This is a genomic window from Nostoc punctiforme PCC 73102 (assembly GCF_000020025.1).
Taxonomy (GTDB): domain Bacteria; phylum Cyanobacteriota; class Cyanobacteriia; order Cyanobacteriales; family Nostocaceae; genus Nostoc; species Nostoc punctiforme.
The window spans coordinates 7,346,895-7,359,408 of the sequence record NC_010628.1 but is presented as its reverse complement, the minus strand read 5'-3'; the positions used below and the strand labels follow the sequence as shown (position 1 = coordinate 7,359,408).

Here is a 12,514-nt window from a genome sequence, read left to right as displayed (position 1 = left end):
ACTGTATAAATTAATCGTATGTTCTCACTATTTTCCTGGGTATTGAGGTTTCATTGAGTTGGCTGACTCTGTGATAACATCTTTTAACTGATCTTTTAGTAGATCAACAAGTTATGTTTTCCCCCAGCCCTTACTCCCTATTCCCTACTCCCCATTTTCATAGAATTCTATTTTGAGATATTTCTCTACAATCATGAGTAATTCAGTGTCTGTAAATGGTTTTGTTAAATAATCTGTTGCCCCGACCATACTAGCTTTGACTCGATCGATAAATCCATCTTTACCAGTAAGCATAATAATCGGTGTGAGCCGAAATGCTGTGGAATGTCGCAACATGGCGCAAACCTCGTACCCTTCCAATTCCAACATGGCTATATCGCACAAAATTAAATCCGGTTTGAGTTGAAAAACCAGACTCAGTGCTTCTAAGGGATTGGTGAGAGCGATCGCTTCATAGCCTTGTGGTTGTAAGATCGAATTTATAGTCTCACCGATGGCGATCGCATCGTCAATACATACTATCCGCCCCCTGTGTTTTCCCTTCAATTCCCAGTTGTCATTGTGGGTATCTGGTTTAGTTGTGGCTGAATATACTAGTTGTAGCCAACTCTGTTGCACGTATGGATATATTGCCTTAGCAACTGTCAAAATGTCTCGATTGAGATAGCGAGCCAGTTGACGCAAGGATGTTTTACCATCAGCCCAGTGTTGTAATTTCTCTAGAGTTGCTTCTGGTAGCGATGATTGTAGCTGAACTTTGTCAGATAGCACTGGCAATTGTTCGGGAGACTGAATGTGCGGATAGAGTTCCTTCCACTCTTGCACCTGCTTCGTAATTTTTGTAACAAATGGAGCTATCTCGAAAGTGTTTAATTGTGGGGCAAGTGCCGCACCCTGATGGAAAATGAAGTTCCCTTGGTGTAAACTCAGCAAATCAAAGAGAGTTTCATGCACCAAGCCGTGAATGATACTACCAGCTATCTTGGGGTTGATAATATTCCGCTCCAAAAGTGCCCACAGATAGGCATACTCTGGTGAGTCGGTTGATGGTAGAGAGGCAATCTGTTTGTTGGTGAGTCGCATCTCGACTCGATAATGACGTAAATAATCGTTAATTCTGGATAAATTACTCTCACCTTCTCGGCAATAGATTATTTGACCATTGAGGAAAAAGACGAACCAAGACTGTTGTTTGGGGCGATAAATGTTTGCTCCCTCTCCACTGAGCTTGTTGTTATGGTGAGAGCTATGAGCTTCTACCCATAGTTGCCCAGTTCGCTGTCCCAACGCAATCAATTGCAGGATACTGCAAATATCAATTTCACTTAAATTTCCCTGCATTTACCTAAAAAGTACTCCTTGTCATGCCGTTAAATATTATTTTTGAATTGTGTCCTGCAATTTTTCTATTTTTAGAGCAGGTAGTTTAAGTATTGATTATGGAGTATTGGCAAGATTTTTACCCTTCTCCTTGTTGGCATTAGGGAATAAATTCAGCTATAAAGCTTAATCTTTCGTAATACACTTTGACAAAGCTAGTGTTAACACGGAAGTCATCGTCACTGTCATCAGTACAAAATATAAAGGCGTGACTAAATCGCTTTTATAAATATCAAGGCGTAATATATTGCGTCTATAGTTTTGTCTGTCTTGTTTTCCTAAACCTGGTTTCAGGGAGACAAGTTAACAGAATTATTTAAGGTATATCTCAAAACACGAACTTTAAGTGCATCAAGAAAGGACTAACGGTGTGCTGTATTTAGCAGAAGTACAAAAACAGAAAGGTGGTTTACTCAGTGGCGGTGGCAAAACCGAATTGAAACTGCTAGCTTGTCAGCGAACTGACCAGAATTGGAATACTGTGTCAGAAGAAGTGATTGCGGCTGAGGACGCAAGCAAATTAAATGATGGTGCTTTAGTACTGGTTGAACTGAATCCAAATCGTCAAGTACAACGGATTCAAGAAGCAGGGCGGCCACTAGTCAACATTTTGCAGAATTTTTCCCGCCAATTGGAGAAATTTAAGCTCAAGGAAGATGAAATCGATCAGTGGAAACAGTCGTTAACGTTTCAGGCGCAAGAATTGAATCGCCGTGAAATGGATATGGAAGTACGCTCTGAACAGTTGCACAATATGGAGGATGAGTTGCAACAACTGGAGCAGCAAAAACAGGAAGTTGACACATCCCGCCAGGAAATTGAACGGTTAAAAACAGAAGTTGAACGCAACCGCCTAGAATTGGAAGGCGCTTGGGAACATTTGCGAGGTGAGCAGCGCCGTCTAGAGGAACATCAAGCGGATTTCCAGCAGGGAACAGTTTTGGATGAAGAGCAAAGTCGGGTAATGAGTGAGTTACTCGATCGCTTATCTAATCGCGTAGCTCCCACAGAAACAGTCAGAGAACACCTGCATAAGGCTTTTGAATTGGTAGAAAAGCAGCAAGCAACTCTTACCCCGCACTGGCAAAAACTAGAAGAACAAAAAACAGCGATCGTACAACAGCAAGAAGAAGTGGAGCGGTTGTCACAAACATTTAGCGATCGCCAAAATGCATTGCAAGAAGCACAGAATACTCTAGTTCAGCAAACAGCCCAGTTGCAAATAAATACAGCTGATCTGACTAGCAAGCAAGAGTATGCCCGGATAATCAAAGAGCAGTTACGAAACGCTGAAGAGTTATATCAACAAATTCACTCTATAGCTGCAACGTCTGGTGATGTAGTTCTCGGCCAGCAAGCGAATGTAGAAGCTTTGGATAAAATGCCTTTAGAAGAACTACAAAAGATAGTCCAAGACTTGCAGCATAAACTGGAAATAGATGCTACCTTTGTTCACGATCAGGAACAAGAACTGGAATATAAACAAGAAGCTATAGAAGAGCTGGAAAATAAATTAAGCCAAGCATCTGACCAGGATCACATCAATTTGGAACTGGAATTAACAGATGAAAAAGACCTCTATCAGATGCTAAACTCCAGTTTGGTGGGACAACGCCGCAATATGTTACAGCATCAGAAGTTTCTCAAGCAACACCAAGCTGTATTGCTACGGCGACAGGGACATACTGTTGTTGAGGAAGAAGAGGGTAATAAAGTCAATTTAGAACCGGTTCTGTTACAAATTGAAACCCAGCGACAACAGTATTCTCAGGAAATCCAAAAGCTAGAACGTGAAATCGATCAAATCCGTTCTGGTGTTGAGCTAAATCAGGGAATGATTGATAATCAAACCCATGATTTGGATGAAAAACGTCAAGAGCTGAAAGCGATCGAAGAAAATTTGTTGTCCCTGCGAAGAACAACTGCTGAATGTTGTGGTCGAGTGAATCTTTATCAAGAAGCACTACAACCAATTCAGGATTCTCTTGATGGCTTACGGCAAAAGCTGCAAGGAATTGCAGAATCTTTGGATAAATTCCAGGAAACTGGCGATCATCAAGTGCAAGCGATCGCACAGATGCGTCATACCCTCCAAGGTTTAATGCCTCAGCCAGAATTATTAGCGTCTTAATAAGTTAGGAGTTAGGAGTGATGAATTAAAGATTTTTAACTCATAACTTTTAACTCCTAACTATTTTAAATAAATCCAGTCGCCTTCTACTTGAGCGATCGCACCACCAGGAAATGGATCGGTTTGCGATCGGTTTGGCGCTGTAATTAAAGCTGTTAATTTCTCAATATGTTCAAAACTTGCTGCATCAGTAAGTATTTGCTGCAAAACCTGACGCATCACGCGACGTTGCAGTGCCAATGGTGCTTTCTGCAATACCCGACGATTTAACCGTAAGGGAAGAAGAGGAATAAGGGAATCTTCTTCATCCCCTATACCCAACGCCTTTTCCCGCAACTGCTGGGCAGCTTTTTCGAGATATTCTACTTCTGCTTGGAGAAGTTCTGCTGTTTGAGCTAAGGCTGATTCTACTTGGGGATTGAAATTTTCCCGTAAATATGGTATTAACTCTTGGCGAATACGGTTGCGGGCATATTGCAAATCTTGATTGGTGGAATCTTCCCAAATTGGCAATTTAAACTCTTGACAAAATTGCTCTGTTTGTATTCGAGTAACTTCTAAAAGTGGGCGCACTAGCATAATGCCTGTAGTCAGAGGGCGTTGCCAAGTCAGGGCTTGTAAACCATCAGCACCAGTACCCCGAATTAAGTTGTAGAGGAGAGTTTCGGCGCGATCGCTGGCGGTGTGTCCTGTAACTATATACTGATAATTATTTGCTTGGGCGATCGCACTTAAAGCTTGATAGCGCCAATCGCGTGCAGCAGCCTCACTATTTATAGGTTCGTTCGCTGTTTCTAAATAAAAAGATATACCCCAAGTTTCAGCTAAGTTTTCAACATGATTAGCATTAGCTTGGGAGTCAGAACGCCAACGGTGATCGCAGTGAGCAATACCTAAATCCCATCCCCATTTGGATTTTAAATCTAAAAGTAATTTTATTAAACACAAAGAATCTTGTCCGCCGGAGACAGCGATTAATAGTCGCTGGTTGCGCTCAAATAAGTGGCGCGATCGGATGGTGCGATGTATTTTTGCGTGTAGAGGAGTCCATACCATTTTGGATTTTTTAGCGCCGACGGACACAGATAATTGTCTCTTATATCATGTACATCGACAATTACGATTTGGGTATTAATTTTCACCTTCCTTGAGTTGCTGCCGAAGGTAATCGAGCGGAGAACTTTCTGTATTGATATCTAAGCCATTATTTTCTTGTTTTTCTTCAATTTCAGCTTCATCAGGGCAAAATTCTAGGCGGATTCTAATTTTACCTGTCCGCCATTGTTTACCAGGTATTAAAACATAACATTCAAATCCTTCGTCAAATACTCTTGAACCTGATGAGGTACAGTGTTTTTCCCAAATTTTTTTTACTTCCTTTAAAAGCTGAAAGACTATTTGAGTGCGGGGTAAATTTTCAAACACTTCTTGGTGAAAATGCACAACATCTTTTTCAGGATTTAGAGGTTCCCATTCATTATTCATAAATCTTGCTCCTGTAACTAAATCTATAGTTCCCAGGAGAGACAAATTAATTATAAATCCTCATAGTTTTGGAATTTGGCTTGCAGCTACAACTTCTTTAAGAGCTAGTTCTAGTTCGGGGAAATTCGTACAGATAATTCGGTCATTGCGCGTAAATTTTTGGACTTAGTATTGGTTTTCAAGCAATAGTTAATTTTTTAACTGGAGTCTGAACCATATTGTTCATCTTCTAAAAAAGGACTTATAACTATTTGTAATTGATAATTAAATTATCAATTACAAATAATTTTATTTTTCTACTTGTTTGAGCTTTTGAAAAATCTCATCAAGGGGTGATTCTGATTCATCAGGACAAAATTCTAAAGCAAGTCTAACTTTTCCTTTCTTCCATCCTTGAGTACTAAATTGCAAAACTTCGCAATTTAATCCTTGAGTATACAAATTTACTTCATCTGTCTCCTCTGCTCCAATATATTCCTTAATTGCGGTAATCAAATCACGGACTTTAAAAGTTTTAGCAATATCTAATTTATTAAAAGTGTCTGGTTCTATAGACACAACTTCATCGTGATTAAGTCTCTCAAATCCATCTTCCATAAAAATGTCCTATCACTAAATCTATATTTTCTAGTGATATAACAGTTCATCCGAAATAATTCCCAAGAGATAATAGTAAATTTAAATCTCCTTCTTTCTCCCTCTCCGTTGTTGGAGAGGGTTAGAGGTGAGGTTATTAAAAGAACCAGCCGTAAGAATGCAAACCTTTACCCAAAAGATTCACACCGAGATAGCAAATCCAAACAACAACAAAGCCAGTGGCGGCTAAAATTGCGGGACGGCGGCCTTGCCAACCGCGAGTGATTCGGGCGTGGAGATAGGCGGCGAATACTAACCAGGTGATTAATGCCCAAGTTTCTTTAGGGTCCCAACTCCAGTAAGAACCCCAAGCTTCGTTAGCCCAAACGCCACCGGCAATAATACCAATTGTCAATAAGGGAAATCCGAGTCCGATGATGCGATAGCTGATGTTGTCGAGGGTTTCGGCAAGGCTAAGGCGCTGAGGTGAAAGAGGTTCGGCTGATGCTACTGTTTGAGGTTCAGAAGTAGTTACTAAATTCAAAACGGCGGTGTTAGCGTTACCGTTGCCGTTGCTACTACTTTCAAAACGAGCAAAGCCGTTATTTTCAGCAGAAGGGGCTGGTGGTTGAGAAATTAGTTCAGCTGCTTTGTGCAAGCGGTAGCCATTGCTGCGATAGCCACCAGTACCGACAGAACTACCTTGTAGTTGGATGTTTTGACCGCGAGTGACAATCAGAAAAGCGATCGCTAATAACGCACCCACCATCAAAGCAGAATAACTCAACATCATGACGCTGACATGCATCATCAGCCAATTTGACTTCAAGGCAGGTACTAGGGGTTCTGACGCTTGCATCTGGGATGGTAATGTCATCGTCGCAAAAGCAGCGATCAACATTGCCACCGGAGCTGTAACAACTCCTACTAAGCGGCTACGGCTACTACTTTCAGCAATTAGATGGACGGTAGTAATTCCCCAAGTTAAGAAAAACAGGGATTCATAGAGATTACTTAGGGGAAAGTAACCAGCTTCTATCCATCTTGCCCCTAGTAGAGTCGCCATGCACAAATTAGCGATCGCCATCCCAGCTGTCCCCAAAGCGGCTAGATAAGGCAGATTCGGAAAAGCCGCTCCTCCCCAATACACCAGCATTGTTAGGAATAATATGGCAAAGGAGGCATTGTCCAGCCAGTTCTGGAGTACAACCAGATTCATAAAGTGTTCTCTCCGTGGATGATTTAAAATATGGATTCTGACTGTTCTGATCCTATATGCTTACAGGGTTATGAAACAGGAGAAATTGGAAATAGGGCATTGGGCATCGGTTATTCTCCTTGTCTCTCCACTCACTATTTTTCAATCTCCTATCTAGTAGAGTTGTTCTTATTGCTTTCTGGACTAGGCAAGGGAGTCCTATTACTAACTTTCTTAAGTGCTATAAAAATGTCGTAGAGGTTACTACGACTGTCGCTGACAGCAGATGTCATCCCAATTGAGCGTGTTGCAGCTAGCAAAGTTTGTTGATTGGGAATTAGAGTTGGTAAAGGGAAATTGTTCACAGTTCGTTCCACATCCAGAAAAAATTGACCATTTGTTGGATTTGGTTCTGTAGGAACTGTTTGTTGGAATGGGATCGTGCTAGCTAGTGTGTTGTTGGGCTTGGGAACAATTTTATCAGTGATGGGAGCGCCCACTACTAAAAAGGCCACATCTCCATCTAACCAACCGTGGGTGGCAGTTAAAGTACCATAAGGTGAAACCCAGTTGACAACAGGTTGCCCTGCAACTTTTGCAGGTTGCACTTGGAATTGGTATTGATTTCTCATCACATCATCCAATTGTTTTATGGATGCTTCGGCTGAATTGCGTAGGCTTTGCCCGCCGTAGGCATTGCTGGCCTGTACCATGAACACCAAACCCGCACGAAAATCATTTGGTGAACCTTCTTTGGGAGTATTAGGAATCACTGATAAGGAAAACTCGCCTTTCATCCAACTGAGCAAATCCTTATCTAAATCTAGAGTGGTAAGAGATTTTATCCCACCTTTGAGTTGTTCTGGTGCGATCGGTGAGAGGGGATTTCCTTGAGATGTTAAAACGTAATCTCCCCACAACCTCTGTAAGTTTCCTCCCGAAAGCATCATTAAGGTTTCTGCTGGTACGCGACTTTGCATTTTCCCAGCTTTATTTTCCACCGCCAGCACGCGTTGACTATTAGGATTTAGCCAAGAAACGCCCTTGAAGCGGATTCCTTCTGCCTCTAAAGTCATTGTCCCTGCTAAACCTTGGTTATTTTGCAGTTGAGCTAAAACTTGAGCGGGTAAAGGCCGGTTTGGAGAAGCTGCGGCTATTTTAGCTGCTGTTGGCACATTGACGTAAAACTGGCCAAAGCGTTGATAATTGGAAATTTTCGGAAAATTCTCAGCAAAGCCCCCTGTTGTCGCCAGGGATGTTTGATTTTTGTAGGCATCGATCGCTCGTTCTGTGGCTTTGGGACTATCAGTTATGACTAAAAAACGCCCATCTATTAATGCTGCTGATAAGTTTTCCCCTGTTTGCCCTTCACTTTGTTTGATGGCGATCCCTTGATAAATACGGTCAATCCATTTACCTTGTTTAAGGGTTTTGGGTTGTGCCAAAATGTTTTTGGCGATTTCTGGATTTTTTACTGGTAATACCATTACCATCGACTGCTGATCGCTGGCAGCATCTTCATTAGTGGTAACTGGTTTGGGTACAGCTTTGCTTGCTGTCGCTGGGGCAAGAATTGCGATTGTAACGTCATTGCCTACCCAAGGGGCGATATCTTTCTGGAAGTCATAACCATTATTAGTGAGAAAGCGATCGCGCAATTCTACTAAATTTCTGTCTAGTTCTGCTTGGGTTTCTTTTGTCCCAAACTCCCGCAATTTCTGCCACTGCTGGGGATCTGTTGTCAGAGAAACCGCAAACAGTGCATCACCAGGAATAATATTTGCACCTACGAGCAAATCGCCAGAAGATATTTGTCTCTGGCTTAACAACCAGTATGCAACACTCCCTGCACCAATTAATAGCCCAGCAGCCGAGAGCGTCAGCACCAGAGAGGGTTTCTTATTTTTCTTCATTGGAACAGACACAAGAGGCGGTGCCATCGAAACCTATACCTTATACTTGCAAACTTATTATTACTTGCTTGATTAGTTAAGTACACCAACTGGTTTAACCATTCTTTAGGACAGCTAATTACATTAAATTTTCCACCCTAAATGTTGATGATACTTCCGTAATCAATCTTCCCTAGTCTTTCAAAAGCCGTGTTTTTGATTCAGTTACCATTTTTAACACGGTTTGTTGAATTTCGTAGGACGTTTCGGTAAGATTAATGCCTCATTCGGGAGATTTCCGCAAGTAAATCTGTGATTCCAAGCAATTAGAGAGTATAACTAACTGGACAAAGCTGCAAGTGAATTTCAGCTATTTGGCATTGCTCGGTAGCGTAGGCGTAGCCCGTCGTAGACATCGCCTACGATGGGCGGATACGCCATCGCACCACATAATGACTGCAATATTTTTTGGGACAACCTATAATTGCAATTCAAATCCAGGTAATATATCCTCTCCAGAAACAATCGCCGGCATTTGCACAACTTCGACAGCTTTCAAAAGTCGGTAAATTTCAACTTGACGATCTTGAGGATTAATCAGCCAACCCAAACGCAGACCATTTTTGATATATTCCTGCATTTTCTCTTGAATCTGTGACAGCCGGTCTGTTTCCGAACGCAGTTCAATCAAAAAGTCGGGTACAAGTGGCGGGAATTTTTTTCGTTGTTCTGGTGTTAAAGCTTCCCATCGCTCCAATTTTATCCAAGCGGCATCAGGAGAACGTTTTGCACCATTTGGAAGTATAAAGATAGTTGAAGAACTAAAAACTTTCCCTAATTTAGCTTGACGATTCCAAATTTCTAAATCAGCGATCAGTCCAGCTTCTTGATTCCCGGTTTCTCCTCCGACTGGTGGCATAATTATTAATTCTCCGGCTGCATTCATTTCCAGGCTTAAATCACGATTGGCAACACACAATTGATAAAATTGCTCATCGCTTAAATGAGCAATCGGTTCTAGATTTAGCACAACAGTATTCATTAAACCTTTCCTCATGCCTTTCTTGTGAACATCAGTAGGACTAACAACGGCAAATCATTACCGAAAACTCACTAATTTAACAGCACTACTATCAGAGGCGATCGCTGCAACAATAATTCAATGTTATTTGATGTTTAACTGTACAATTTCGGCTACTTGGTTTTGCTCGATAGCGTAGGCGCAGCCCGTCGTAGACATCGCCTACGCCATCGCACCACATCATGGCTTTTTACCGATTTTGGGAATTCAATTGCATCGCTCCCAAATATTTAGTTAAATAAGGCGAAAAAACTTCATAAATTAAGGTTAGTGGCTGTCCATGATGCCAAAACAAGTAGTGGCGACCCCAAAAAGGCCCAGTTACGTCAAAACCAGACTCTAGCGCCGATGAGTCACCATAGTAAATCCCTCGAACATCCCGATATAACTCTGTGCGGAGACGAGCTAAACTTGCCCAAATTGGTAATGAACGATTTTGCAAATACTCATCTACATGACTGGCTTCCCACCACGAGGTAGCATAAGCTAATCGTTGACCAGAAGCAGTCCGCAGCCACACTTGTCGCCGTAGTCGCGGCCCTGGAACAGCTTGGATTAAATCAGGTGCGGCATCCAAATCCATGCCAATCAATGACATATCAATGACATCTACTTCTACAGGCTCGCCTGTAAGCAATTCTAGGTGACGTGTTGGAGAGCCGTCACCCAAAAGCATGAGCTGCCAAGCAGGTGCTAGCTGAGTGTGAGGTAAACTTTTTTGAATTACTTCCTCCCCTCCTTGCCAAATCGGAGTGAGGCGATGCCAAGCTGCTGGCTGTGTTAAGTTGTTTGTCGGCGTAAAAGTAATACTCAATGCTTTTTACAAAACTTCACGTATCTCTATAAAAGCATAAAAAACCAGAGCTATACCAAGATTTAAGGGTCAACAGTCTCAGGTCTATTGACCATTGACTATTGACCCTTGACTAATCAACAAAATATGCGGATGGTGAGACTCGAACTCGCAAGGGCATAGCCCACACGCACCTCAAGCGTGCGCGTATACCAATTCCGCCACATCCGCACGGCTTGTCTAAAGATAGACTATAGCATAAGAAAATAATTATAGTAAGGTGATATCTAAAGTTATATTTCTCAAAAATATAAATTTCTTCAAGGCGGTATCAGACTGACAGAAATTTGGCATCTGCACAAGTGATATTAAAAAGGGTAGAGCGACTGTGGGAGAAACGGTGCGATGGCGTATCGCAAAAACCCAGTTTGGTAAGCTAGCCAAGACTTACAGCAGCAATGTTGTTAGTGTAGTAAAACCCTTAGAAGCAGCAAGCCTGCAATATGCGAGTTTGCTTAGAGTCAGGGTGGCGAATCTCCTGTGATAATTTGAAATAATGCGGAAGCGTCGTTTCAAGTTGGATCAGAGAAAATGTGAATCTACTGGTAATGATATCGAAACTAAAAAATGAAGTTTGACAAAATATTAATTGCCAATCGGGGAGAAATCGCCCTTCGCATTCTCCGCGCCTGTGAAGAAATGGGAATTGCGACAGTCGCGGTTCACTCCACCGTTGACCGGAATGCTCTCCACGTCCAACTTGCTGATGAAGCGGTTTGCATTGGCGAACCTGCTAGCAGTAAAAGTTATTTGAATATTCCCAATATTATTGCTGCCGCATTGACGCGCAATGCGACTGCTATTCACCCAGGTTATGGCTTTTTGGCAGAAAATGCCCGGTTTGCGGAAATCTGTGCCGACCATCATATTGCTTTTATCGGCCCAACTCCAGAAGCTATCAAGCTGATGGGCGATAAATCCACTGCCAAAGAAACCATGCAAAAAGCTGGAGTCCCGACAGTACCAGGTAGTGAGGGGTTAGTAGAATCCGAGGAAGAAGGATTAAAATTTGCCAAGGAAATCGGCTATCCAGTGATGATTAAAGCCACAGCAGGTGGCGGTGGGCGAGGTATGCGCCTAGTCCGTTCTGAAGATGAATTTGTCAAACTTTTCTTGGCAGCGCAAGGGGAAGCAGGAGCAGCTTTTGGTAATTCTGGCGTTTACATCGAAAAATTTATTGAACGTCCCCGCCACATCGAATTTCAAATTTTGGCGGATAACTACGGTAATGTCATCCACTTGGGCGAACGAGATTGCTCAATTCAGCGCCGAAACCAAAAGTTACTAGAAGAATCCCCCAGTCCGGCTCTTGATGAAGACCTGCGTGAGAAAATGGGACAAGCTGCTGTCAAAGCTGCCCAATTCATTAATTACAGTGGGGCAGGTACTATCGAGTTTCTCTTGGATAGATCCGGTAAATTCTACTTTATGGAAATGAACACCCGGATTCAAGTAGAACATCCTGTAACAGAGATGGTTACTGGAATAGACTTAGTTGTTGAACAAATTCGGATTGCCCAAGGAGAAAGACTCAAGCTTTCTCAAGAGCAAGTAGTTTTGCGGGGCCATTCAATTGAGTGCCGAATCAACGCTGAAGACCCAGATCATGACTTTCGCCCTTCTCCTGGACGGATTAGTGGCTATCTCCCCCCTGGAGGCCCTGGTGTTAGGATTGATTCTCACGTTTACACCGATTACCAAATCCCGCCTTACTACGATTCCTTAATCGGCAAGTTAATTGTTTGGGCCCCAGACCGACCCACTGCTATTAACCGCATGAAACGCGCACTCCGGGAATGTGCAATTACTGGACTGCCTACCACTATTGGGTTTCATCAAAAAATCATGGAAACTCCACAATTTTTGCAGGGTAATGTCTATACAAATTTTGTCCAGGAGATGAACGGGTAAGGGACTG

The 12,514-nt window shown here is 42.4% G+C and carries 11 protein-coding genes and 1 tRNA gene; 2 read left to right on the top strand and 10 right to left on the bottom strand.

The window, feature by feature from the left end; genetic code table 11:
- Positions 1-144 precede the first annotated feature (144 nt).
- Positions 145-1,341, bottom strand: coding sequence for a response regulator (locus tag NPUN_RS30165; protein ID WP_012412194.1), 1,197 nt, complete (start codon positions 1,339-1,341; stop codon positions 145-147).
- 409 nt (positions 1,342-1,750) lie between these two features.
- Here NPUN_RS30165 and hmpF point away from each other — a divergent pair, with 409 nt between their 5' ends.
- Positions 1,751-3,511, top strand: coding sequence for a pilus motility taxis protein HmpF (gene hmpF / locus NPUN_RS30160; protein WP_012412193.1), 1,761 nt, complete (start codon positions 1,751-1,753; stop codon positions 3,509-3,511).
- Positions 3,512-3,571: 60 nt separating this feature from the next.
- On the opposite strand, the gene tilS is transcribed toward hmpF, so the two are convergent.
- The 9 genes from tilS to NPUN_RS30120 form a co-directional block, all read right to left on the bottom strand.
- Positions 3,572-4,567 carry a tRNA lysidine(34) synthetase TilS gene (gene tilS / locus NPUN_RS30155; protein WP_012412192.1) on the bottom strand — a complete coding sequence of 332 codons (996 nt, stop codon included), beginning with the start codon at positions 4,565-4,567 and terminating at the stop codon, positions 3,572-3,574.
- 75 nt (positions 4,568-4,642) lie between these two features.
- Positions 4,643-4,996, bottom strand: a complete 354-nt coding sequence (locus tag NPUN_RS30150; protein WP_012412191.1) for a KGK domain-containing protein — start codon at positions 4,994-4,996, stop codon at positions 4,643-4,645.
- A gap of 288 nt (positions 4,997-5,284) precedes the next feature.
- Entirely contained in the window at positions 5,285-5,593 is a 309-nt protein-coding gene (locus NPUN_RS30145) for a KGK domain-containing protein (protein ID WP_012412190.1), read from the bottom strand.
- Between the two features lie 136 nt (positions 5,594-5,729).
- On the bottom strand, positions 5,730-6,791 hold the full coding sequence (ccsB, locus tag NPUN_RS30140) for a c-type cytochrome biogenesis protein CcsB (RefSeq protein ID WP_012412189.1): 1,062 nt from the start codon (positions 6,789-6,791) through the stop codon (positions 5,730-5,732).
- A gap of 149 nt (positions 6,792-6,940) precedes the next feature.
- The gene (locus NPUN_RS30135; RefSeq protein WP_012412188.1) at positions 6,941-8,710 is read right to left on the bottom strand and encodes a DUF3352 domain-containing protein; all 1,770 of its coding nucleotides are present in this window, start codon (positions 8,708-8,710) and stop codon (positions 6,941-6,943) included.
- A 430-nt stretch (positions 8,711-9,140) separates the two neighbouring features.
- Positions 9,141-9,704, bottom strand: a complete 564-nt coding sequence (locus NPUN_RS30130) for a Uma2 family endonuclease (protein WP_012412187.1) — start codon at positions 9,702-9,704, stop codon at positions 9,141-9,143.
- A gap of 91 nt (positions 9,705-9,795) precedes the next feature.
- Entirely contained in the window at positions 9,796-9,927 is a 132-nt protein-coding gene (locus tag NPUN_RS44300; protein WP_265578550.1) for a hypothetical protein, read from the bottom strand.
- 6 nt (positions 9,928-9,933) lie between these two features.
- Positions 9,934-10,557, bottom strand: a complete 624-nt coding sequence (locus NPUN_RS30125; RefSeq protein ID WP_012412186.1) for a chorismate lyase — start codon at positions 10,555-10,557, stop codon at positions 9,934-9,936.
- Positions 10,558-10,684: 127 nt separating this feature from the next.
- A tRNA-Leu gene (locus tag NPUN_RS30120) sits at positions 10,685-10,767 on the bottom strand.
- A 396-nt stretch (positions 10,768-11,163) separates the two neighbouring features.
- Here NPUN_RS30120 and accC point away from each other — a divergent pair.
- Positions 11,164-12,507, top strand: coding sequence for an acetyl-CoA carboxylase biotin carboxylase subunit (gene accC, locus NPUN_RS30115; RefSeq protein ID WP_012412185.1), 1,344 nt, complete (start codon positions 11,164-11,166; stop codon positions 12,505-12,507).
- Positions 12,508-12,514: the final 7 nt, after the last annotated feature.

Bases quoted from the DNA above. Each gene is read 5' to 3' on its own strand.
- NPUN_RS30165 (WP_012412194.1), bottom strand. From the start codon at position 1,341: ATGCAGGGAAATTTAAGTGAAATTGATATTTGCAGTATCCTGCAATTG.
- tilS (WP_012412192.1), bottom strand. From the start codon at position 4,567: ATGGTATGGACTCCTCTACACGCAAAAATACATCGCACCATCCGATCG.
- NPUN_RS30150 (WP_012412191.1), bottom strand. From the start codon at position 4,996: ATGAATAATGAATGGGAACCTCTAAATCCTGAAAAAGATGTTGTGCAT.
- NPUN_RS30145 (WP_012412190.1), bottom strand. From the start codon at position 5,593: ATGGAAGATGGATTTGAGAGACTTAATCACGATGAAGTTGTGTCTATA.
- ccsB (WP_012412189.1), bottom strand. From the start codon at position 6,791: ATGAATCTGGTTGTACTCCAGAACTGGCTGGACAATGCCTCCTTTGCC.
- NPUN_RS30135 (WP_012412188.1), bottom strand. From the start codon at position 8,710: ATGGCACCGCCTCTTGTGTCTGTTCCAATGAAGAAAAATAAGAAACCC.
- NPUN_RS30130 (WP_012412187.1), bottom strand. From the start codon at position 9,704: ATGAATACTGTTGTGCTAAATCTAGAACCGATTGCTCATTTAAGCGAT.
- NPUN_RS44300 (WP_265578550.1), bottom strand. From the start codon at position 9,927: ATGATGTGGTGCGATGGCGTAGGCGATGTCTACGACGGGCTGCGCCTA.
- accC (WP_012412185.1), top strand. From the start codon at position 11,164: ATGAAGTTTGACAAAATATTAATTGCCAATCGGGGAGAAATCGCCCTT.